Source organism: Variovorax sp. GW460-12-1-14-LB1 (assembly GCF_059423605.1).
Map to the genome: position 1 here is coordinate 85184 of NZ_JBWKYF010000013.1, position 19736 is coordinate 104919.

The 19736-nt window shown below is 65.2% G+C and carries 26 protein-coding genes and 1 tRNA gene; 19 read left to right on the plus strand and 8 right to left on the minus strand.

The window, feature by feature from the left end; translation table 11 throughout:
• Positions 1 to 4 precede the first annotated feature (4 nt).
• Together proC and AC07Y4_RS09500 are read right to left on the minus strand one after the other, a co-directional pair.
• Positions 5 to 862, minus strand: coding sequence for a pyrroline-5-carboxylate reductase (gene proC, locus AC07Y4_RS09495; protein WP_487847560.1), 858 nt, complete (start codon positions 860 to 862; stop codon positions 5 to 7).
• Positions 859 to 2037 (minus strand): esterase-like activity of phytase family protein, encoded by a 1179-nt coding sequence (locus AC07Y4_RS09500; RefSeq protein ID WP_495274428.1) that lies wholly within the window; start codon positions 2035 to 2037, stop codon positions 859 to 861. Before AC07Y4_RS09500 ends, proC begins: the two co-directional genes overlap by 4 nt.
• Positions 2038 to 2252: 215 nt before the next feature.
• On the opposite strand from AC07Y4_RS09500, the gene rplN reads away from it, so the two are divergent.
• From rplN to AC07Y4_RS09590, 18 genes are all read left to right on the plus strand, one after another.
• Positions 2253 to 2621, plus strand: coding sequence for a 50S ribosomal protein L14 (gene rplN / locus AC07Y4_RS09505; protein ID WP_009124801.1), 369 nt, complete (start codon positions 2253 to 2255; stop codon positions 2619 to 2621).
• Between the two features lie 12 nt (positions 2622 to 2633).
• Positions 2634 to 2966, plus strand: coding sequence for a 50S ribosomal protein L24 (gene rplX / locus AC07Y4_RS09510; RefSeq protein ID WP_062474813.1), 333 nt, complete (start codon positions 2634 to 2636; stop codon positions 2964 to 2966).
• Between the two features lie 11 nt (positions 2967 to 2977).
• Positions 2978 to 3517 carry a 50S ribosomal protein L5 gene (gene rplE / locus AC07Y4_RS09515; RefSeq protein ID WP_056576993.1) on the plus strand — a complete coding sequence of 180 codons (540 nt, stop codon included), beginning with the start codon at positions 2978 to 2980 and terminating at the stop codon, positions 3515 to 3517.
• A gap of 8 nt (positions 3518 to 3525) precedes the next feature.
• Positions 3526 to 3831: a 30S ribosomal protein S14 gene (rpsN, locus tag AC07Y4_RS09520; RefSeq protein WP_056576989.1), complete on the plus strand. Its 306-nt coding sequence runs from the start codon at positions 3526 to 3528 to the stop codon at positions 3829 to 3831.
• A 20-nt stretch (positions 3832 to 3851) separates the two neighbouring features.
• The gene (gene rpsH / locus AC07Y4_RS09525; RefSeq protein WP_062474816.1) at positions 3852 to 4247 is read left to right on the plus strand and encodes a 30S ribosomal protein S8; all 396 of its coding nucleotides are present in this window, start codon (positions 3852 to 3854) and stop codon (positions 4245 to 4247) included.
• A gap of 24 nt (positions 4248 to 4271) precedes the next feature.
• Entirely contained in the window at positions 4272 to 4805 is a 534-nt protein-coding gene (gene rplF / locus AC07Y4_RS09530; RefSeq protein WP_062474819.1) for a 50S ribosomal protein L6, read from the plus strand.
• A gap of 14 nt (positions 4806 to 4819) precedes the next feature.
• Positions 4820 to 5185: a 50S ribosomal protein L18 gene (rplR, locus tag AC07Y4_RS09535; RefSeq protein ID WP_056577252.1), complete on the plus strand. Its 366-nt coding sequence runs from the start codon at positions 4820 to 4822 to the stop codon at positions 5183 to 5185.
• Between the two features lie 18 nt (positions 5186 to 5203).
• Complete coding sequence (rpsE, locus tag AC07Y4_RS09540; protein WP_056576983.1) at positions 5204 to 5722, plus strand: 30S ribosomal protein S5; 519 nt, start codon at positions 5204 to 5206, stop codon at positions 5720 to 5722.
• A 35-nt stretch (positions 5723 to 5757) separates the two neighbouring features.
• Entirely contained in the window at positions 5758 to 5940 is a 183-nt protein-coding gene (gene rpmD / locus AC07Y4_RS09545) for a 50S ribosomal protein L30 (RefSeq protein WP_019653974.1), read from the plus strand.
• An 11-nt stretch (positions 5941 to 5951) separates the two neighbouring features.
• Positions 5952 to 6383 (plus strand): 50S ribosomal protein L15, encoded by a 432-nt coding sequence (gene rplO / locus AC07Y4_RS09550; protein ID WP_487847558.1) that lies wholly within the window; start codon positions 5952 to 5954, stop codon positions 6381 to 6383.
• A gap of 27 nt (positions 6384 to 6410) precedes the next feature.
• Positions 6411 to 7724 (plus strand): preprotein translocase subunit SecY, encoded by a 1314-nt coding sequence (secY, locus tag AC07Y4_RS09555; RefSeq protein WP_056576979.1) that lies wholly within the window; start codon positions 6411 to 6413, stop codon positions 7722 to 7724.
• A 66-nt stretch (positions 7725 to 7790) separates the two neighbouring features.
• On the plus strand, positions 7791 to 7904 hold the full coding sequence (rpmJ, locus tag AC07Y4_RS09560) for a 50S ribosomal protein L36 (RefSeq protein WP_013544106.1): 114 nt from the start codon (positions 7791 to 7793) through the stop codon (positions 7902 to 7904).
• Between the two features lie 23 nt (positions 7905 to 7927).
• Entirely contained in the window at positions 7928 to 8293 is a 366-nt protein-coding gene (gene rpsM / locus AC07Y4_RS09565; protein WP_013544105.1) for a 30S ribosomal protein S13, read from the plus strand.
• A gap of 12 nt (positions 8294 to 8305) precedes the next feature.
• Complete coding sequence (gene rpsK, locus AC07Y4_RS09570; RefSeq protein ID WP_009124825.1) at positions 8306 to 8710, plus strand: 30S ribosomal protein S11; 405 nt, start codon at positions 8306 to 8308, stop codon at positions 8708 to 8710.
• 130 nt (positions 8711 to 8840) lie between these two features.
• Positions 8841 to 9464 (plus strand): 30S ribosomal protein S4, encoded by a 624-nt coding sequence (gene rpsD / locus AC07Y4_RS09575; protein WP_056576976.1) that lies wholly within the window; start codon positions 8841 to 8843, stop codon positions 9462 to 9464.
• A gap of 142 nt (positions 9465 to 9606) precedes the next feature.
• Positions 9607 to 10596, plus strand: a complete 990-nt coding sequence (locus tag AC07Y4_RS09580) for a DNA-directed RNA polymerase subunit alpha (RefSeq protein WP_056576973.1) — start codon at positions 9607 to 9609, stop codon at positions 10594 to 10596.
• Positions 10597 to 10691: 95 nt separating this feature from the next.
• Positions 10692 to 11090, plus strand: coding sequence for a 50S ribosomal protein L17 (rplQ, locus tag AC07Y4_RS09585; RefSeq protein WP_056576970.1), 399 nt, complete (start codon positions 10692 to 10694; stop codon positions 11088 to 11090).
• 18 nt (positions 11091 to 11108) lie between these two features.
• Positions 11109 to 11185: transfer RNA gene (locus tag AC07Y4_RS09590), tRNA-Met, on the plus strand.
• Between the two features lie 204 nt (positions 11186 to 11389).
• Here AC07Y4_RS09590 and AC07Y4_RS09595 read toward each other — a convergent pair.
• Genes AC07Y4_RS09595 through AC07Y4_RS09620 form a run of 6 tightly spaced genes read right to left on the minus strand, consistent with a single transcriptional unit; the run spans position 11390 to position 18333 of the window.
• The gene (locus AC07Y4_RS09595; protein ID WP_056576966.1) at positions 11390 to 11788 is read right to left on the minus strand and encodes a RidA family protein; all 399 of its coding nucleotides are present in this window, start codon (positions 11786 to 11788) and stop codon (positions 11390 to 11392) included.
• Positions 11785 to 13413: an AMP-binding protein gene (locus tag AC07Y4_RS09600; RefSeq protein WP_487847507.1), complete on the minus strand. Its 1629-nt coding sequence runs from the start codon at positions 13411 to 13413 to the stop codon at positions 11785 to 11787. Before AC07Y4_RS09600 ends, AC07Y4_RS09595 begins: the two co-directional genes overlap by 4 nt.
• Positions 13414 to 13417: 4 nt before the next feature.
• Positions 13418 to 14611, minus strand: a complete 1194-nt coding sequence (locus tag AC07Y4_RS09605; protein ID WP_139700616.1) for an acyl-CoA dehydrogenase family protein — start codon at positions 14609 to 14611, stop codon at positions 13418 to 13420.
• Positions 14612 to 14616: 5 nt separating this feature from the next.
• Complete coding sequence (locus AC07Y4_RS09610; protein WP_487847506.1) at positions 14617 to 15471, minus strand: enoyl-CoA hydratase family protein; 855 nt, start codon at positions 15469 to 15471, stop codon at positions 14617 to 14619.
• Positions 15468 to 15947, minus strand: coding sequence for a MarR family winged helix-turn-helix transcriptional regulator (locus tag AC07Y4_RS09615; protein WP_101491458.1), 480 nt, complete (start codon positions 15945 to 15947; stop codon positions 15468 to 15470). Before AC07Y4_RS09615 ends, AC07Y4_RS09610 begins: the two co-directional genes overlap by 4 nt.
• 1 nt (position 15948) lies before the next feature.
• On the minus strand, positions 15949 to 18333 hold the full coding sequence (locus AC07Y4_RS09620; protein WP_487847505.1) for a bifunctional salicylyl-CoA 5-hydroxylase/oxidoreductase: 2385 nt from the start codon (positions 18331 to 18333) through the stop codon (positions 15949 to 15951).
• 119 nt (positions 18334 to 18452) lie between these two features.
• Between AC07Y4_RS09620 and AC07Y4_RS09625 the strand changes: the two genes are divergently transcribed.
• The gene (locus tag AC07Y4_RS09625; protein ID WP_062474832.1) at positions 18453 to 19721 is read left to right on the plus strand and encodes a class I SAM-dependent methyltransferase; all 1269 of its coding nucleotides are present in this window, start codon (positions 18453 to 18455) and stop codon (positions 19719 to 19721) included.
• Positions 19722 to 19736 lie beyond the last annotated feature (15 nt).

Sequence of the window (19736 nt, forward strand, 5' to 3'; positions counted from 1 at the left end):
CGGGTCAGCCGCGCCCAAATTCCTCGCCCAGCTCGGCCGCGCGCTTCTGCGCCGCGCGGATGGCGGTCTTGAACTGGCCCTTCACATCCGAGGCTTCGAGCGCGCTCAGGGCCGCGTAGGTCGTGCCGCCCTTGGAGGTCACGCGTTCGCGCAGCACCGACGGCGGCTCGGTCGCACTGTGCGCCAGCGCCGAGGCGCCGGTGAAGGTGCCGATGGCCAGCCGCTGGGCCTGGTCGGGCGTGAGGCCCATCTCGACGCCGGCCTCGGTCATCGCCTCGATGAAATAGAACACGTAGGCCGGGCCGGAGCCCGACATGGCGGTCACCGCGTCGAGCGCGGGTTCGGCGTCGACCCAGATCAGCTCGCCGGTCGGCGCCAGCAGCTGGCCGACGCGTGCGCGGTCCGCGCTTTCGACGCCGGGCCGCGCGAACAGGCCGGTCATGCCCTTGCCGACCAGCGCCGGCGTGTTGGGCATGGCGCGCACCACGCGCTCGGTGCCGAGCCAGCGGGCGATGCTGTCGGACGGGATGCCCGCCGCCACGCTCAGGTGCAGGGCGTCGGCGGCAAAGGCGCGCACCGGACGGGCGGCTTCGGCAAAGGTCTGGGGCTTGACTGCCCACACCACCACGGCGCAGCGCGCGAGGGCCTCGCTGGCCTCGGCCCTGGCGACGATGCCGTAGGACTGGGCCAGCCTGGTACGGGCTTCCTCGAAGGGCTCGACCACTTCGAAGTTCTCGGCCGCGACGCCTTGCTGGATCAGGCCGCCGATGATGGCGCTGGCCATGTTGCCGCCGCCGATGAAGGCGATGGGGGGCAGGGGGCCCGGCGCGGTGCGGGGCAGGAAGGTCACGGCGATGGTCATGGTCGGTCGGTGTAGGCGAAGGCGGCGAACTGCGTCACTTGCAGCGGGTTGAAATTGTCGTCGATCACGACCACCAGCAGGCGGCGGCCGTCGGGCAGCGGTGGGCCCCAGCACATGCCCTCGGTGTTGTCGAGGCGCGAGAGGCCGAGGGTGGCGAAGTCGGCCACGAGCGTCTTGGCGGCCGGGCGGTGGTTGCCGGGGGCGAGGGCGTCGATGGCGAGCACGTCGTCGGCGGCCCGGGTGTCTATTTCATACAGGCGCAGCGAATTGCCGGCGCCGGTGGCGTAGGCCCGCTCCAGCACCAGCATGCGGTGGGCGTCGAGCACGAGCACCTCGCTCACGCCGTTGTCGGCGTAAGTGCCCGGCACCAGCGGGCGCAGCGGGATGGTGTCGGGCACGTAGGCGATCTGGCGCACGGCGCGGCCGGTCGCGAGGTCGACCTGGGTGAAGCGGCAGGGGCCGCCGGGGGCGGTGGTGGTCGGGACGGGGCCGTCCTGGACCAGGGCGTTTTCCATCGCGAGCCAGGCCGAACGGTCGTCCGGCGTGAGGGCCAAGCCTTCGAACGTCAGGTTGTCGCGCGGACCGCGGCGCTGGGTCGGGTCCGGGGCGAACATCGCCGGCAGGGCGAATTCGCGCAGGAAGCGGCCATCGCGCGCCGATTCGTACAGGGCGGGGCCGAAGCCGCGGGCGAGGTCGCCTTCGCTGGTCCAGAGCAGGGTGCCGGCCGAGGGGCGCAGGCGCAGGGCTTCAGGGTCGGGAACGGGCAGGCCGTCGACCGCGTAGCGCCGGCCGGGCCAGGGGCCGCCGCCGGGGCGTTGCAGCTGGACAACGCCGGTGGGCTCGGGAGTGGCGTCGGCCGGCTGGGGCCAGCGCGCGGTGTAGTAGCGCACGGGGGCCAAGTCTGACCGGTCATCGCTGAGAAGCAGGTACTCACCTTTGGCGGGGTCGTAGTCGATGCCGGACAGGCCGCCTGCCGTGGTGTTCTCTATAGAGCGGCGGTGTGCCCAGCGGGCTTCCCCCAGGCGCTGCAGCCGGCTGGTGTCCGACGCCGGTGTTGCGCTGCGGCAACCCGCAAGCCCCAGTGATCCCAGCCCCAGCAGGCCCGCGCCGCCCGCCAGCAGGCGCCGGCGTAGCACGGAAGGCGGCGAAATGAAGGGGTGGATGGGGGCGCGCACGCCATAAAGTCTAGCGGCTGTCGAAGTTCGTGTAATGAGGCGGTTGACATCCTCAGACATGGGTGCCACAATCGCGGGCTTCGCTTTCAAAAGGCGAAGCTTTCAGCCCAAAGCGGAAATGCCTCGAGTGGTTCGAGGTGTGGACGACGGGCCCAAGACTGACCGCGGTGTCTCCCTCCTGGAGGCTCATCGGTACAAGTTGGGAATATCAAGAAATGATCCAAACTGAATCCCGGCTCGAAGTGGCCGACAACACGGGCGCGAAATCCGTCCTGTGTATCAAGGTGCTCGGTGGCTCCAAGCGGCGTTACGCCAGCGTGGGCGACGTCATCAAGGTCAGCATCAAGGAAGCCGCTCCGCGTGGTCGCGTCAAGAAGGGCGAGATCTACAGCGCAGTGGTGGTCCGCACCGCCAAGGGCATCCGTCGTGCTGACGGTTCGCTCGTCAAGTTCGACGGCAATGCCGCCGTGCTGCTCAACGCCAAGCTGGAGCCCATCGGCACCCGCATCTTCGGACCGGTCACGCGCGAACTGCGCACCGAGAAGTTCATGAAGATCGTGTCGCTGGCACCCGAAGTTCTCTAAGGACACAACGCCATGAACAAGATTCGCAAAGGCGACCAGGTCATCGTGTTGGCCGGTCGTGACAAGGGCAAGCGCGGCGTCGTGTCGCTGCGCGCAGACGATTCGCATGTGATCGTCGACGGCATCAACCTCGTCAAGAAGCACACCAAGCCGAACCCCCTCAAGGGTACGACCGGTGGCATCGTCGAGAAGACCATGCCGATTCACCAATCCAACGTGGCGATCTTCAATGCCGCGACCGGCAAGGCCGATCGCGTGGGCATCAAGGTCACCCAAGGTGCCGACGGCAAGCGCGTGGCTGTTCGCGTCTTCAAGTCGAGCGGCGACGAAATCAAGTTCGCCTAAGAGGTACTCACATGGCACGTCTCCAACAACACTATCGCGAAAAGATCGCGAAAGACCTGACGGAAAAGTTCGGCTACAAGTCGCCGATGCAAGTTCCGCGTCTCACCAAGATCACCCTGAACATGGGTGTGGGTGAAGCAGTCGCCGACAAGAAGGTCCTCGACAACGCCGTCGCCGACCTGACCAAGATCGCTGGCCAGAAGCCCGTGGTTACCAAGTCGAAGAAGGCCATTGCCGGCTTCAAGATCCGTGAAAACCAGCCGATCGGCTGCATGGTCACGCTGCGTGGCGTGCACATGTACGAGTTCCTGGACCGTTTCGTCACCGTGGCCCTGCCCCGCGTGCGTGACTTCCGTGGTATCTCGGGTCGTGCATTCGACGGCCGTGGCAACTACAACATCGGCGTCAAAGAGCAGATCATTTTCCCTGAGATCGAGTACGACAAGGTCGACGCCCTGCGCGGTCTCAATATCAGCATCACGACGACGGCCAAGACCGACGAAGAAGCCAAGGCGCTTCTCGCTGGCTTCCGTTTCCCGTTCAAGAACTGAGGTGATCTGTGGCTAAAGCATCTTTGATCCAGCGCGAACTCAAGCGCGACAAGCTGGTTGCCAAGTTCGCTGCGAAGCACGCAGAACTGAAGGCAACTTCCAACGACGCGAAGAAGAGCGACGAAGAGCGCGCAGCGGCCCGCCTGGCCCTGCAGAAGCTCCCGCGCAACGCGAACCCCACGCGCCAGCGCAACCGTTGCGAAATCACCGGTCGCCCCCGTGGCACCTTCCGTCAATTCGGTCTGGCCCGCGCCAAGATCCGCGAACTGGCTTTCAACGGCGACATCCCCGGTGTCACCAAGGCCAGCTGGTAAGCCAGGCAGGAGCAAACAACATGAGCATGAGTGATCCCATTGCCGACCTGCTGACGCGTATCCGTAACGCGCAGATGGTGGCGAAGCCCACCGTGTCGGTCCCGTCTTCCAAGGTGAAGATCGCGATCGCACAAGTCCTGAAGGACGAGGGCTACATCGACGGCTTCCAGGTCAAGACCGAAGCCGGCAAGAGCGAACTTGAAATCTCGCTGAAGTACTACGCTGGCCGTCCGGTCATCGAGCGCATTGAGCGCGTGAGCCGCCCCGGCCTGCGCGTCTACAAGGCCAGCACTTCCATTCCGCAAGTCCAGAACGGCCTCGGCGTTGCGATCGTCACGACCCCCAAGGGCGTGATGACCGACCGCAAGGCGCGCGCCACCGGTGTCGGCGGCGAAGTTCTGTGCTACGTCGCCTAACCGAGACATCGAGGAGTTACTGAAATGTCCCGAGTAGGAAAAATGCCGGTCGCCATCCCCGCAGGCGTGGATGTGTCGATCAAGGAAGACCAGATCAGCGTCAAGGGCACGGGCGGCACGCTCAGCCTGGCTCGCAACGCGCTGGTGAATGTCGTCAACAAGGACGGCAAGCTGAGCTTCGAGCCCGCCAACGATTCGCGTGAAGCGAATGCGATGAGCGGCACGATTCGCCAGCTGGTGAACAACATGGTGGTTGGCGTGACCAAGGGCTTCGAGAAGAAGCTCAACCTGGTCGGCGTCGGCTACAAGGCTGCAGCGTCTGGCGCCAAGCTGAACCTGCAAGTCGGTTACTCGCACCCGGTCAACATCGACATGCCGCAAGGCATCACGGTGACCACCGCGACCCCGACCGAAGTGGTGATCAAGGGCGCTGACCGTCAACGCGTCGGCCAGATCGCCGCTGAGATCCGCGCTGTTCGTCCGCCAGAGCCCTACAAGGGCAAGGGCATCCGCTATGCGGACGAGAAGATCGTGATCAAAGAGACCAAGAAGAAGTAAGGGGCAGCAAAATGATGTTGACCAAAAAAGCACAGCGTCTTCGCCGCTCGCGCCAGACCCGCATCCGCATTGCGACGCAGGGCGTGGCTCGCCTCACGGTGAACCGCACCAACCTGCACATCTATGCCACCGTCATCTCCGACGACGGCACCAAGGTGATCGCAACCGCATCGACCGCCGAAGCCGAAGTGCGCGCAGCACTCGGTGCCTCGGGCAAGGGTGGCAATGCCGCCGCTGCCACCGCCATCGGCAAGCGCATCGCTGAAAAGGCGAAGGCTGCCGGCGTCGAGAAGGTCGCTTTCGATCGCGCAGGTTTCGCCTACCACGGCCGCGTCAAGGCGCTGGCCGAGGCAGCCCGCGAAGCCGGTCTGCAGTTCTAATCGGACACGAGATTCAAAATGGCAAAGATTCAAGCAAGAACGCAGAACGAAGGTCCTGAGGACGGTCTGCGCGAGAAGATGATCGCGATCAACCGCGTCACCAAGGTGGTGAAGGGTGGTCGTATCCTCGGTTTCGCAGCGCTGACCGTGGTCGGTGACGGCGATGGCCGCGTCGGCATGGGCAAGGGCAAGTCCAAGGAAGTGCCTGCTGCCGTGCAGAAGGCAATGGAAGAAGCCCGTCGCAACCTGTTCAAGGCTCCGATCAAGAACGGTACGCTGCACCACCAGGTGCAAGGTCACCACGGTGCTGCCACCGTCGTGATGTACCCGGCCCCCAAGGGTACCGGCATCATCGCCGGCGGCCCGATGCGCGCCGTGTTCGAAGTCATGGGCATCACCGACATCGTGGCCAAGAGCCATGGTTCGTCGAACCCCTACAACATGGTTCGCGCCACGCTCGACGGGTTGAAGAACTCGACGACGGCCGGCCAAGTGGCTGCCAAGCGCGGTCTCACCGTCGAAGAAATCTTCGCCTGAGCGCAAGCTCTCGCAAGGCTGAAGGAAGCATTCAAATGACGCAACAACAAACCCTCAAGGTGCAGCTGGTGAAGAGCCCGATCGGCACCAAGGAATCGCATCGCGCGACCGTGCGTGGCCTCGGCCTGCGCAAGCTCAACAGCGTGAGCGAGCTGCAAGACACGCCCGCAGTGCGCGGCATGATCAACAAGATCAGTTATCTGGTCAAAGTTCTGTAAGAGAGACTGATATGGAACTCAATGGCATCAAGCCGGCAGCTGGCGCCAAGCACGCCAAGCGTCGCGTTGGCCGCGGTATCGGCTCGGGCATCGGCAAGACCGCAGGTCGCGGTCACAAGGGCCAGAAGTCGCGCGCAGGCGGTTTCCACAAGGTCGGCTTCGAAGGCGGTCAAATGCCGCTGCAGCGTCGCCTGCCCAAGCGCGGCTTCAAGTCGCACCTGCTGAAGTACAACGCCGAAGTCACGCTGACTGCTCTCGAGCAGCTCGGCCTGGTCGAAGTCGATGTCCTGGCACTGAAGCAAGCCGGCCTCGTGGGCCAGCTCGCCAAGGTCGTCAAGATCATCAAGACCGGCGAACTCACCAAGGCCGTCAAGCTGACGGGCGTGGGTGCGACCGCTGGTGCCAAGGCTGCGATCGAAGCAGCCGGCGGCAGCCTCGCCTGATCACCTTCGGACTGAAAGAAGTTCTTCGTGGCAACTAACGCGGCAACGATCGCAAAAACAGGCAAGTTCGGCGACCTCCGTCGTCGGCTCGTCTTTTTGCTGCTCGCGCTCGTGGTCTACCGGATTGGCGCGCACATTCCTGTGCCGGGTATCAACCCGGACCAGCTGGCAGCGTTGTTCCAGGGCCAGCAGGGCGGCATTCTGAGCCTGTTCAACATGTTCTCGGGCGGGGCGCTGTCGCGTTTCACCGTGTTCGCGTTGGGGATCATGCCGTACATCTCGGCGTCGATCATCATGCAGCTGATGACCTACGTGCTTCCGACCTTCGAGCAATTGAAGAAGGAAGGCGAGGCCGGTCGCCGCAAGATCACGCAGTACACGCGCTATGGCGCGCTCGGCCTGGCTCTGTTCCAGTCGTTCAGCATCGCAGTGGCCCTCGAATCGTCGGCCGGTCTGGTGATCGCCCCCGGTTTCGGCTTCCGCCTGACCGCCATGGTGAGCCTGACGGCAGGTTCGATGTTCCTGATGTGGCTCGGCGAGCAGATCACCGAACGCGGCCTGGGCAACGGCATCTCGATCCTGATCTTTGCAGGTATCGCGGCCGGTCTGCCCGGTGCGATCGGCGGCCTGGCTTCGCTGGTGACGACCGGTGCGATGAACCCCATCGTTGCGCTCTTCATCATCGCGGTCGTGGTGCTGGTCACCTACTTCGTGGTGTTCGTGGAACGTGGTCAGCGCAAGATCCTCGTGAACTATGCGCGGCGCCAGGTTGGCAACAAGGTCTACGGCGGTCAGTCGTCGCACCTGCCCCTGAAGCTGAACATGGCCGGTGTGATTCCTCCGATCTTCGCGTCGTCGATCATTCTGCTGCCGGCAACGGTGGTGGGCTGGTTCAGCGCCGGTGACGGTGGCTTCCGCTGGATCAAGGACATCGCCAGCGCACTGCGCCCGGGCGAGCCGATCTACGTGCTGCTGTACGCCGCTGCGATCGTTTTCTTCTGCTTCTTCTACACGGCACTCGTGTTCAACAGCAAGGAAACGGCCGACAACCTGAAGAAGAGTGGTGCGTTCATTCCTGGCATTCGCCCGGGTGACCAGACCGCTCGCTATATCGACAAGATTCTGGTTCGCCTGACGTTGGCTGGCGCGGTGTACATCACCTTCGTCTGCCTGCTGCCCGAGTTCCTGATCCTGAAGTACAACGTGCCGTTCTACTTCGGTGGTACCTCCCTGCTGATCATCGTGGTCGTCACGATGGACTTCATGGCCCAGGTGCAAAACTACATGATGTCCCAGCAGTACGAATCGCTGCTGAAGAAGGCGAACTTCAAGACATCGTAGGGCTGTGAGTTTCAGTATTGAGTCCGGGCGGTAGACCGCCACGTTAAACAGTTTTAGGAGAATGAAATGAGAGTTTCGGCTTCGGTCAAAACCATCTGCCGTAATTGCAAGGTCATCCGCCGTAAAGGTGTGGTGCGTGTGATTTGCACCGACCCGCGCCACAAGCAGCGCCAGGGTTGATTGAAGAGTATTAGAGGACGCACATGGCACGTATTGCTGGCATCAACATCCCGCCGCACAAGCACGCTGAAATCGGCCTGACCGCCATTTTCGGTATCGGTCGCACCCGCGCCCGTCAAATCTGCGAAGCGAGCGGCATCGAATATTCGAAGAAGATCAAGGATCTGACCGACGCCGATCTCGAAAAGATCCGCGACCAGATCGCTCTGTTCACGATCGAAGGCGATCTGCGTCGCGAGACGACGATGAACATCAAGCGTTTGATGGACATCGGCTGCTATCGCGGCTTCCGTCACCGTCGCGGCCTGCCGATGCGCGGCCAGCGCACGCGCACCAACGCCCGCACCCGCAAGGGTCCGCGCAAGGCTGCGCAGTCCCTGAAGAAATAAGGATAGACAAGCATGGCTAAAGCACCTGCAAACAACGCCGCACAGCGCGTTCGCAAGAAGGTTCGCAAGAACGTTGCGGACGGTATCGCCCACGTGCATGCCTCGTTCAACAACACCATCATCACGATCACCGATCGCCAGGGCAACGCCCTGTCGTGGGCTTCGTCGGGTGGCCAGGGCTTCAAGGGCTCGCGCAAGTCGACCCCGTTCGCTGCGCAGGTCGCTTCCGAAGTGGCCGGCCGTGCTGCTGTCGAACAAGGTATCAAGAACCTCGACGTCGAGATCAAGGGCCCCGGTCCTGGTCGCGAGTCGTCGGTGCGCGCACTGGCTGCGCTCGGCATCCGGATCAATTCCATTGCCGACGTGACGCCCGTTCCGCACAACGGCTGCCGTCCCCAGAAGCGTCGCCGCATCTGATCGTCAGTCCGCAAGGCGCAGCCAGCTTTCGAGCGGCTGCGCATTTGTTTTTTCACTAAGCCCACCGCCATCGGCACATCCGCCGACGGCTCCCGCAGGCAACTGCGGCAGATGACACCAAGGAAATACCGTGGCACGTTACCTCGGCCCCAAGGCCAAACTTTCCCGCCGTGAAGGCACCGACCTGTTCCTGAAGAGCGCCCGCCGTTCGATCCAGGACAAGGCCAAGTTCGACTCCAAGCCCGGCCAGCACGGCCGCACCTCGGGTCAGCGCACCTCCGACTACGGTCTGCAGCTGCGTGAGAAGCAGAAGGTCAAGCGCATGTACGGCGTGCTCGAGAAGCAGTTCCGCCGCTACTTCGAAGAAGCCGATCGCCGCCGTGGCAACACCGGCGCCAACCTGCTGTTCATTCTCGAGTCGCGCCTGGACAACGTGGTCTACCGCATGGGCTTCGGCTCGACGCGCGCCGAAGCACGCCAGCTCGTGTCGCACAAGGCGATCACCGTGAACGGCCAGTCGGTCAACATCCCGTCGTACCTGGTCAAGACCGGCGACGTGATCGCCGTGCGCGAAAAGTCGAAGAAGCAGAACCGCATTGTCGAAGCGCTGCAACTGGCCCAACAAGTCGGCATGCCGGCTTGGGTCGATGTGAACGCCGACAAGGCCGAAGGCACCTTCAAGAAGGTCCCGGATCGCGACGAATTCGCAGCCGACATCAACGAATCGCTGATCGTCGAACTGTATTCGCGTTGATTTTCTCTACCCGCCTGCGCGTCCTTGCGCCGGCGGGAGATTGATATTGTTGTTCACGTTCCTGCTCCGCACTCTGTTGCGGATCAGGCGCTTCACCAGCCTTACCGGTGTAACGAGCCGGGGGTATTGAGAGGAAGTCTGCATGCAAACCACCCTGCTGAAACCCAAGACCATCCAGGTCGAGCAACTTGCCGCCAACAAGGCCAAGGTCACGCTCGAGCCTTTCGAGCGCGGCTACGGCCACACGCTCGGCAACGCGCTGCGTCGCGTTCTGCTGTCGTCCATGGTCGGCTACTCGGCCACCGAAGTCACGATCGCTGGCGTTCTGCATGAGTACTCGTCGATCGACGGCGTGCAGGAAGATGTCGTCAACATCCTGCTGAATCTCAAGGGCGTGGTGTTCAAGCTCCACAACCGCGACGAAGTCACGCTGAGCCTGCGCAAGGACGGCGAAGGCCCGGTCCTCGCATCGGACATCCAGACCCCGCACGACGTCGAGATCATCAATCCTGACCACGTGATCGCGCACCTGTCGCAAGGCGGCAAGCTCGACATGCAGATCAAGGTCGAAAAGGGTCGCGGCTACGTGCCCGGCACGATGCGCCGCTACGCGGACGAGCCGACCAAGTCGATCGGCCGCATCGTTCTCGACGCATCGTTCTCGCCCGTCAAGCGCGTGAGCTACACCGTCGAAAGCGCCCGTGTCGAACAGCGTACCGACCTGGACAAGCTGCTGGTCGAGATCGAGACCAACGGTGCGATCAGCGCCGAAGATGCCGTTCGCGCATCGGCTAAAATCCTGGTCGAGCAGCTCGCCGTGTTTGCGCAGCTCGAAGGCGGCGAACTCGCTGCATTCGATGCACCCGCACCGCGCAGCGCCCAGCAATTCGATCCGATCCTGCTGCGCCCTGTCGACGAACTCGAACTGACGGTGCGTTCGGCCAACTGCCTGAAGGCCGAAAACATCTACTACATCGGTGACCTGATCCAGCGCACCGAGAACGAGCTGCTCAAGACTCCGAACCTGGGTCGCAAGTCGCTCAACGAAATCAAGGAAGTGCTCGCCTCGCGCGGTCTCACCCTTGGCATGAAGCTCGAAAGCTGGCCGCCGGCTGGTCTCGACAAGCGTTGATTTGAATTTTTGAGAAATCGGCCCCCTGAAAAGGGCCAGTGCACCGGACAGTACCTGACACGGCTGTCTGTTTTTATAAAGTAAAGGAAAGCACCATGCGTCACGGACACGGACTCCGCAAACTCAACCGCACCAGCTCGCACCGCCTCGCGATGCTGCAGAACATGATGAATTCGCTCATCGAGCACGAAGTCATCAAGACCACGGTCCCCAAGGCCAAGGAACTGCGCCGCGTCATCGAGCCGATGATCACCCTGGCCAAGAAGCCCACGCTCGCCAACAAGCGCCTGGCCTTCGACCGCCTGCGCAGCCGCGACAGCGTCGTCAAGCTCTTCGGCGAACTCGGCCCGCGTTTCGCAGCGCGTCCGGGCGGCTACACCCGCATCCTGAAGATGGGTTTCCGCGTGGGCGACAACGCCCCGATGGCGCTCGTCGAACTGGTCGACCGTGCTGAAATTAAAGATGCTGGCGCTGAGCAAAACGCCGCTGAATAAGCTATAATTTATACTTGCCGCGCGATGGAGCAGCCTGGTAGCTCGTTGGGCTCATAACCCAAAGGTCGCAAGTTCAAATCTTGCTCGCGCAACCAATTTAAAAGGCCCTTTGAGAAATCAAAGGGCCTTTTTCTTTAGCCGAATTCTTTTGGAAATTCCTGGTCGAAATTCGGCACAAAAAAGCCCTCGCGAAGAGGGCTTTTCTGTTTCTGGACCCGCCCCGCGAAGAGGCCGGTTTCGAGAACGTGCGCGGCAAGCGACGCCTGAAGACTGCGCTGACGCGCAGCTCAAGCGCAGGATCAGTCCGGAATGACCGCCGTCACCTCGATCTCCACCTTCGCGCGGTGCTCCACCAGCGCCGCCACCTGCACGCAGGTCATGGCCGGGAAATTGCGGCCCAGGGCGTCGCGGTAGACCGGGCCGAGTTCGGACAGGCGCCGGCTGTACTCGTCGCGGTCCGTCACGTACCAGGTCATGCGCACCATGTGCTCAGGGCCGGCACCGGCTTCGCGCAGCACCTCGGCGATGTTGCGCAGCGCCTGGCCGCACTGGTCGATGAAGTCGTCGGATTCGAACTGCTGCTGGGCATTCCAGCCGATCTGGCCGCCGACGAACACCTGGGTGCCGCGCGCCGCGATGCCGTTTGCATAGCCCTTCGGGGGCAGCCAGCCCGGGGGCTGAATGAGTTTGTTCGTCATGATGGTGTGTTGCTGTTGAGTTGTCTCAATTTGAAGCGCTGGAGTTTGCCGGTTTCGGTGCGCGGCAGCGCCGTCACGAACTCGATCTCCCGCGGGTACTTGAAGGGGGCGATGGTGGCTTTCACGTGGTCCTGGAGGGCCTTCACCATCGCTGCGTCGCCGGTGTTGCCGGGCTTGAGCACGCAGAAGGCCTTCACGATCATGCCCCGGTCGGTGTCGGGCTTGCCGATCACGCCGCACTCGGCCACGGCCGGGTGCTTGAGCAGCGCGTCTTCCACTTCCGGGCCGCCGACGTTGTAGCCGGCCGTGATGATCATGTCGTCCGCACGCGCCTGATAGAAGAAGTAGCCGTCGTCATCCTGCACGAAGGAGTCACCGGGGTAGTTCCAGCCGTTCTTCACGTAGTCGCCCTGGCGCGGATCGTCGAGGTAGCGGCAGCCGACCGGGCCTTGCAGCGCCAGCTTGCCGACCGTGCCGCGCGGCACTTCGTTGCCTTGGTCGTCGACCACCTTGGCCGTGAAACCCGGCACCGCCTTGCCGACGGCGCCGCGGCGCACTTCGTCGCCGGCGGCCGAGATGTAGATGTGGAACACCTCGGTGCCGCCGATGCCGTCGAGCATCTCGATGCCGGTGGTCTCCTTCCAGAGTTGGCGCGTGGCGTCGGGAAGCGCCTCGCCTGCGCTCACGCAGATGCGCAGGCTCGGCGCCCCGTGCTGCCGGACGAAGGGCGCCATCTGGCGATAGAAGGTGGGCGCGGTGTAGCAGATGGTCGCGCCGACCTCGTTGATGAGCTTCACGAGCGCTTCGGGCGAGAAGGCCCCCTCGGGAAAGTACACCGACGCACCGGCCCACATCGGGAAGACCAGCAAGCCGCCGAGCCCGAAGGTGAAGGCCAGCGGCGGCGTGCCGACCACGATGTCGTCGCTGCGCGCGCGCAGCACGTGGCGCGGCCAGGTCTGGCACATGGCGACCACGTCGCGGTGCGTGGTGACGGGCGCCTTGGGCTTGCCCGTGGTGCCCGAGGTGAAGGCCAGCAGCGCGATGTCGTCGGCCGCCGTGGGGCAGGCGGGGAACACACCGCTCTTGCTTGCCGCGCGGGCCGACAGCGAATCGGGCGCGTCGGGCTGGTTGAACGCAATCACCGTTGCGAGCACGGGGTGCGCCTGCTGCGCGGCCACCAGCTCCTCGAGCAGGCGGCCTTCGCACAGCGCGGCCACGGGCTGCGATTTCTCGATGATCTCGCCCAGCTCCTTGGCGCGCAGCAGCGGCATGGTCGCCACCGCGATCAGCCCGGCCTTGACCACGGCGAGCCACGAGAGCGCCATCCACACCGAGTTGCCGCCGCGCAGCAGCACGCGGTTGCCGGGCACGAGCCCGAGATCCTCGACCAGCACCTGGGCGATGCGGTTCACCTCGACGCCCGCCTGGGCGTAGGTGAGCACGCCGGCGGGCGAGCGCAGCATCGGCCGGTCGCCGAAGCCCTTGGCGACCGCCTTGTCCAGCAGCTCCTCGACCAGGTTCAGCTGGTCGGGGAACTGCAGTTCGGGCAGGTCGTAGCGAAAGACCGGCAGCTGCGCGGCAGGCGGCAGGCGGTCATGAACGAAGCGATCGACTTGGGCAGACACGGTTTCACCCCCGCAAAACGGATTTGCCGATGATCAGTTGCTGGACTTCCGTCGCGCCTTCGTAAATGCGCAGCGAGCGGATGTCCCGGTACAGGCTTTCGATCTTGGTGCCGACCTTCACGCCGAGTCCCCCATGCATCTGCAGCGCCATGTCGATCACGCGGCTCGCGTTCTCGGTGGCGCACATCTTGGCCATGGCCGCAGCCGCCGACACGTCGCCGACCGCCGGCGCGCCGCGGCGCTCGGCGTCGTCGCGCATCCAGGCGGCGCGGTAGGTGAGCAGTGCGGCGCTGTCGATCAGCGCGGCCATCTCGCCGAGCTTGGCCTGCGTGAGCTGGAAGTCGGCCAGCGTCTGGCCGAACATGCGGCGGCCCTTGGCATGCGCGATGGCTTCGGCGAGCGCGCGGCGTCCCATGCCGAGCGCGGCCGCGGCCACCGACGCGCGGAAGATGTCGAGCGTGCGCATCGCGAGCTTGAAGCCGCCGTTCAGCGTGCCCAGCTGCGCCGTGCGCGGCACGACGCAGTTGTCGAAGCGCAGGGTGGCCAGCGGGTGCGGCGCCATCACGTCGATGTGGGCCGAGGTGTCGAGCCCCGGCGTCGTCGCGTCGACGATGAACACCGTGATGCCGCGCGTGCCGGCCGTGGGGTCGGTCTTGGCGAACACGCAGTAGAAGTCGGCGATGCCGCCGTTGCTGATCCAGGTCTTCTCGCCGTTCAGGCGCCAGCCGTCGGCGGTGGGCTCGGCGCGCATCGCCATCGCTGCCACATCAGAGCCGGCCTCGGGTTCGCTGAGTGCGAAGGCCGCGATCTTCTTGCCCTGGCCCACGGCCGTCAGGTACTGCGACTGCTGCTCGGGTGTGCCGTCCAGCGTGATCGCGCCGCTGCCCAGGCCCTGCATCGCGAACGCGAAGTCGGCCAGTGGCGAGTGGTAGCCGAGCGTTTCGCGCAGCAGCACGAGCGCGCGCGAATCGAGGCGCTCGAGCGCGCCGCCGGCACTGCCGGGCACCGCGTAGCGCAGCCAGCCGGCGTCGCCGAGGCGGCGCACCCATTCGCGGCAGGCGGCGCGGTCGTCGCGCTCATCGATCTCCTGGGCGGCGCACCAGGGCAGCAGGTCGTTGGCGAGCGCGCGGTGCGCGTCGTCGAAGAACGGCAGCGCGAGGTGCGCGGTCGACGGTGGGGCGGGGATCTTGGTCATCATGCGCGTCAGTCTCCGCCGAACACCGGCTTGCGCTTGGCCGCGAAGGCCTCGTAGGCGCGCTTGAAGTCTTCGGTCTGCATGCAGATCGCCTGTGCCTGCGCTTCGGCCTCGATGGCCTGGTCGATGGTCATCGACCATTCCTGCGACAGCATGGTCTTGGTCATGCCGTGCGCGAAGCTCGGGCCCTCGGCCAGGTCGCGCGCGACCTTGGTGGCGGCGTCGAGCAGCGAGGCGCTGTCGTGCAGTGCGTTGAAGAAGCCCCAGGCCTGGCCTTCGTCGGCGGTCATGGCGCGGCCGGTGAACAGCAGTTCCGAGGCGCGGCCCTGGCCGATCACGCGCGGCAGCAGTGCGCAGGCGCCCATATCGGCACCGGCCAGACCCACGCGGGTGAAGAGGAAGGCGGTGCGCGTGGCGGGCGTGCCGTAGCGCAGGTCGCAGGCCAGCGCGATCATCGCGCCGGCGCCGGCGCACACGCCATCGATCGCGCCGACGATCGGCTGCGGGCAGTTGCGGATGGCCTTCACGAGGTCGCCCGTCATGCGCGTGAACTCGAGCAGCTCGGGCATGCGCATGCCGGTCAGCGGGCCGATGATTTCATGCACGTCGCCGCCCGAGCAGAAGTTGCCGCCGGCGCCGGTGACGACGATCACCTTCACGTCGGTTGCGTAGGTCAGCGCGCGGAACAGGTCGCGCAGTTCGGCGTACGAGTCGAAGGTCAGCGGGTTCTTGCGCTCGGGGCGGTTCAGCGTGATGGTGCCGACGCCGGCTTCGTAGCGCCAGGCAAAGTGCTCGGCTTGGTAGTCGGCCTTGGGTTCGAATTGCGCGCGCATGGGATTGCTTGCGCCGATGTAGTGCTTCATGCGGTCTCCGCCAATTGGCTGCTGTGGGAATGTTGCTTGACCTTGCCGAGCAGCTTGTGAAGCTGCGCGATCTCCTTGGGGTTGAGGCTCGAGAAAGCCTCGACGATCCAGTCTTCGTGCTGCTGCGCCATCTCGTTGAAGAGCTTGCGGCCGCGCGGCGTGAGGCGCACGCGCCAGGCGCGGCGGTCGCCCTCGACGTTGATGCGCTCCACCAGCCCTTCGGTCACGAGCTGGTCGGTGATGCCGGTGACGTTGCCGCCCGTGACCATCATGCGACGCGAGAGCTCGTTCATCTTCAGGCCGTCGGGCGAGCGCTCGAGTTGCGACATGAGATCGAAGCGCGGCAGCGTGGTGGCGAACTGCGCGCGCAGTCCGTTGCGCACCTGCTTTTCCACCAGCTGCGTGCAGGTGAGCATGCGCAGCCAGAGGCGCAGCGCCTCGGGGTGCTCGCTGTGGGCGCGTGCTTCGAGGTCCATGTCAGTGTGTCTCTTCGGCGTCGGCCGCGCGGCCTGCGGCAGCGGTGGCCGCGGCCATCTGCTGCTGCTTGGCGATCTCGCGGTACATCTGGTCGCGGCCGCTCAGGTACTGCTTGGGCCAGTCGACGTCGCGGCTTTGCAGCTTGGCGGCTTCGTGCAGCGTCCAGGCGGGGTCGGCCAGGTGCGGGCGCGCCACGGCGCACAGGTCGGCGCGGCCGGCCGCGATGATGCTGTTGGCCTGGTCGGCGTCGGTGATGGCGCCCACCGCGATGGTCGAGATGCCGACCTCGTTGCGGATGCGGTCGGCGAACGGCGTCTGGTACATGCGGCCGTACACGGGCTTGGCATCGCGCGTGGTCTGGCCCGACGACACGTCGATGAAGTCGGCGCCGGCCTCCTTGAAGAGACGCGCGACCACCACGGCGTCGGCATCGGTGTTGCCACCGGGCGCCCAGTCGTGGGCCGAGATGCGCACGCTCATCGGCTTGTCGGCCGGCCACACGGCGCGCATCGCGCGGAACACTTCGAGCGGGTAGCGGCAGCGCGCTGCGATGTCGCCGCCGTACTCGTCGGTGCGCTGGTTGGTGAGCGGGCTGATGAAGGCCGACAGCAGGTAGCCGTGCGCGCAGTGCAGCTCGAGCCAGTCGAAGCCGCACTCGACGGCGCGGCGTGTCGAGTCGACGAACTGGTCGCGCAGCGTGTCCATCTCGGCGCGCGTGATCGCGGCCGGCAGCTGGTTCTGTTCGCCGTAGGGCAGGGCGCTCGCGCCAAGCACCGGCCAGTTGCCGCTCTCGAGCGGCTCGTCGGTGCCTTCCCAGCCCACGCGCGTCGAACCCTTGGGGCCGCTGTGGCCGAGCTGCATCGCGATCTTGGCGCTGGACTGCGTGTGCACGAAGTCGACGATGCGCTTGAACGCGGCCTGCTGCGTGTCGTTGTACAGACCCGTGCAGGCCGGGGTGATGCGGCCCTCGGGCGTCGGGCTCGTCATCTCGACGCACACCATCGCGGCGCCGCCGAGCGCGCGCGCGCCCAGGTGCACCAGCAGGAAATCTTGCGGCACGCCGTCGACCGCGCTGTAGGTCGCCATCGGCGAGACCACGATGCGGTTCTTGAGCTCGAGGCCGCGCACCTTCAGCGGCATCAGCATCGGCGCCACGGCCTTGCCGCCCGCCAGCCACTGCTCGTAGCCGCCGAGCCATTGCGTGTCGCGCACGCGCAGGTTCTCGTGGCTGATGCGCTGCGAGCGCGTGAGCAGCGAGTAGGCGAACTGCTCGATCTCCATGCCCGTGTAGCGCGGCACGTTCTCGAACCATTCGGTGGAGTTGCGCGCGGCGTTCTGGATCTTCAGCACTTCGACGCTGCGGCGTGCTTCATAGCCCTCGAGCACGTGGTCGACGGTGCCGCCCTGCGCGAATTCGTTGGCCAGATCGATCGCGTCTTCCAGTGCGAGCTTGGTGCCCGAGCCGATCGAGAAGTGCGCCGTGTGCGCGGCGTCGCCCATGAGCACGACGGGCACCGAGCGGCCCTCGACGTCGATGCGGTGCGTCCAGCGCTCGCACACCACGCGCGGAAAGCGGATCCAGTTGGCCGAGCCGCGCAGGTGCGTGGCGTTGCTGATGAGCGAATGGCCGCCCAGGTACTTGGCGAACAGCTTCTCGCAGAAGGCGATGGCCTCGGGCTGCTCCATCTGGTCCAGGCCGTGGGCCTTCCACACGGCCTCGGGCGTCTCGACGATGAAGGTCGAGGTCTTGTCGTCGAACTGGTAGGCATGCGCCTGGAACCAGCCGTGCTCGGTCTGTTCGAAGGCGAAGGTGAAGGCGTCGAAGGTCTGGTGCGTGCCCAGCCAGACGAAGCGGCAGTTGCGCAGGTCGATGTCGGGCTTGAACACGTCGGCATAGCGCTGGCGGATGCGGCTGTTGAGGCCGTCGCTGGCAATGACGAGGTCGGCCTTGTACTGCGCGGCAATGGCCTGGTCGTCGGTGGCGTCGGTCTCGAACACCAGCTCCACGCCGAGCTCAAGGCAGCGTTCCTGCAGGATGTTCAAGAGGCGCTTGCGGCCGATGCCGCAGAAGCCGTGGCCGCCCGAGCGCACCTGGCGGTCCTTGAAGAAGACCTGGATGTCGTCCCAGTGGTGGAACTCGTTGCCGATGAGCGCGGCCGTGGGGCCGTCGGCCTCGCGCAGGTTGCCCAGCGTCTGGTCGCTGAGCACCACGCCCCAGCCGAAGGTGTCGAAGGGGCGGTTGCGTTCGACCACCGTGATCTGCAGCGCCGGGTTGCGGGCCTTCATCAGCAGGGCGAAATACAGGCCGGCTGGACCCCCACCGATGCACAGGATGCGCTGGAGGTCCGAGGCGGGCGCGAGGCGGGGGGAGGTCAAGCTGTTCATGGTTGAATAGTTTAGGCATAAACAATCTGTTGTCAACGAGGGCTTCTCTGCAGAGGCTCCCGGCGCGCGCGGCTGCGCGATGTCATGCAAATTCTTGGAAAAATCAATACCATGGCCCCATGCAACACTTGATACCCAAGATCGAGTCGCAGCTGGCCTCGCTGCCCGTGCCCATCGCACTGGAGCTGCCCGACGGGCGCCGGGTCGCCCAGGCGGGTTCACGCGTGACGCTGGCTTTCAAGGAGTGGTCGGTGCTGGCCAAGCTGGCCGGCCGGCAGGTCGGGGCCATCGGCGAGGCCTACGTCGAAGGCAAGGTGCAGATCGAGGGCGCCATGCGCGACCTGATCGACGCCACCGTTGGCCTGTTGCCTGGCAACCCGGCCGAGACCGACACCACCTGGTGGAGCCGCCTGCAGCGCCGCGCCAAGTCGCGCGGCTCGCACTCGCTGCGCAAGGACGCCGCGCAGATCGAGTTCCACTACGACGTCTCCGACGATTTCTACGCGCTGTGGCTGGACCCGCGCCGCGTCTATTCATGCGCCTACTTCCGCACGCCCGAGCTCACGCTGGCGCAGGCGCAGGAGGCCAAGCTCGACCACATCTGCCGCAAGCTCATGCTGCAGCCCGGCGAGCGCTACCTGGACATCGGTTCCGGCTGGGGCGCGCTGCTGCTGTGGGCGGCCGAGCACTACGGCGTGGACGCCACCGGCATCACGCTGTCGAAGAACCAGCATGCGCATGTGCAGCGGCTCATCGAGGAAAAAGGCCTGCAGGGCCGCGTGCGCGTGGAGCTGCGCGACTACCGCGAGCTGCCCGACGACCAGCCCTTCGACAAGATCTCGTCGGTGGGCATGTTCGAGCACGTGGGCGCGGCCAACATGCCGACCTACTTCCACAAGATCCACACGCTGCTCAAGCCGGGCGGGCTGGTGCTCAACCACGGCATCACCTCGGGCGAACTGAACTACCGCCAGCTCGGCGCGGGCATGGGCGACTTCATCGAGAAATACATCTTCCCCGGCGGCGAGCTGCTGCACGTGACGCACGTGCTGCGCGAGACCGCAGCGGCCGGGCTGGAGATGGTCGACACCGAGAGCCTGCGCCCGCACTACGCGCGCACGCTGTGGGCGTGGTCCGACGCCCTCGAGGCGCAGCTCGATGCCGCGCGCGAAGTGCTGGGCCGCAGCGGCGGGCGCCAGGGCGAGAACGCCGAGCGCATCCTTCGCGCCTACCGCCTGTACCTCGCGGGCTCGGCGATGAGCTTCGAGCAGGGCTGGATCTCGCTGCACCAGATGCTGTCGACCAAGCCCGACGGCAAGGTCGAACACGGTGCCTTGCGCGGTGCGCAATCGGTGTACCCTTTTGCCCGTGACTACATCTACAAATAAGTGAGGACACCACCC

What these genes read in the sequence shown, in the direction of transcription:
- AC07Y4_RS09595 (WP_056576966.1), bottom strand. Translation starts at nt 11,788, where the DNA reads ATGACGAACAAACTCATTCAGCCCCCGGGCTGGCTGCCCCCGAAGGGC.
- rpsE (WP_056576983.1), top strand. Translation starts at nt 5,204, where the DNA reads ATGGCAAAGATTCAAGCAAGAACGCAGAACGAAGGTCCTGAGGACGGT.
- rpsH (WP_062474816.1), top strand. Translation starts at nt 3,852, where the DNA reads ATGAGCATGAGTGATCCCATTGCCGACCTGCTGACGCGTATCCGTAAC.
- rpmJ (WP_013544106.1), top strand. Translation starts at nt 7,791, where the DNA reads ATGAGAGTTTCGGCTTCGGTCAAAACCATCTGCCGTAATTGCAAGGTC.
- rplR (WP_056577252.1), top strand. Translation starts at nt 4,820, where the DNA reads ATGTTGACCAAAAAAGCACAGCGTCTTCGCCGCTCGCGCCAGACCCGC.
- rplN (WP_009124801.1), top strand. Translation starts at nt 2,253, where the DNA reads ATGATCCAAACTGAATCCCGGCTCGAAGTGGCCGACAACACGGGCGCG.
- rplQ (WP_056576970.1), top strand. Translation starts at nt 10,692, where the DNA reads ATGCGTCACGGACACGGACTCCGCAAACTCAACCGCACCAGCTCGCAC.
- AC07Y4_RS09610 (WP_487847506.1), bottom strand. Translation starts at nt 15,471, where the DNA reads ATGAAGCACTACATCGGCGCAAGCAATCCCATGCGCGCGCAATTCGAA.
- rplE (WP_056576993.1), top strand. Translation starts at nt 2,978, where the DNA reads ATGGCACGTCTCCAACAACACTATCGCGAAAAGATCGCGAAAGACCTG.
- rplX (WP_062474813.1), top strand. Translation starts at nt 2,634, where the DNA reads ATGAACAAGATTCGCAAAGGCGACCAGGTCATCGTGTTGGCCGGTCGT.
- AC07Y4_RS09615 (WP_101491458.1), bottom strand. Translation starts at nt 15,947, where the DNA reads ATGGACCTCGAAGCACGCGCCCACAGCGAGCACCCCGAGGCGCTGCGC.
- rpmD (WP_019653974.1), top strand. Translation starts at nt 5,758, where the DNA reads ATGACGCAACAACAAACCCTCAAGGTGCAGCTGGTGAAGAGCCCGATC.
- AC07Y4_RS09625 (WP_062474832.1), top strand. Translation starts at nt 18,453, where the DNA reads ATGCAACACTTGATACCCAAGATCGAGTCGCAGCTGGCCTCGCTGCCC.
- proC (WP_487847560.1), bottom strand. Translation starts at nt 862, where the DNA reads ATGACCATCGCCGTGACCTTCCTGCCCCGCACCGCGCCGGGCCCCCTG.
- rpsK (WP_009124825.1), top strand. Translation starts at nt 8,306, where the DNA reads ATGGCTAAAGCACCTGCAAACAACGCCGCACAGCGCGTTCGCAAGAAG.
- rplO (WP_487847558.1), top strand. Translation starts at nt 5,952, where the DNA reads ATGGAACTCAATGGCATCAAGCCGGCAGCTGGCGCCAAGCACGCCAAG.
- AC07Y4_RS09605 (WP_139700616.1), bottom strand. Translation starts at nt 14,611, where the DNA reads ATGATGACCAAGATCCCCGCCCCACCGTCGACCGCGCACCTCGCGCTG.
- rplF (WP_062474819.1), top strand. Translation starts at nt 4,272, where the DNA reads ATGTCCCGAGTAGGAAAAATGCCGGTCGCCATCCCCGCAGGCGTGGAT.
- AC07Y4_RS09620 (WP_487847505.1), bottom strand. Translation starts at nt 18,333, where the DNA reads ATGAACAGCTTGACCTCCCCCCGCCTCGCGCCCGCCTCGGACCTCCAG.
- rpsM (WP_013544105.1), top strand. Translation starts at nt 7,928, where the DNA reads ATGGCACGTATTGCTGGCATCAACATCCCGCCGCACAAGCACGCTGAA.
- AC07Y4_RS09580 (WP_056576973.1), top strand. Translation starts at nt 9,607, where the DNA reads ATGCAAACCACCCTGCTGAAACCCAAGACCATCCAGGTCGAGCAACTT.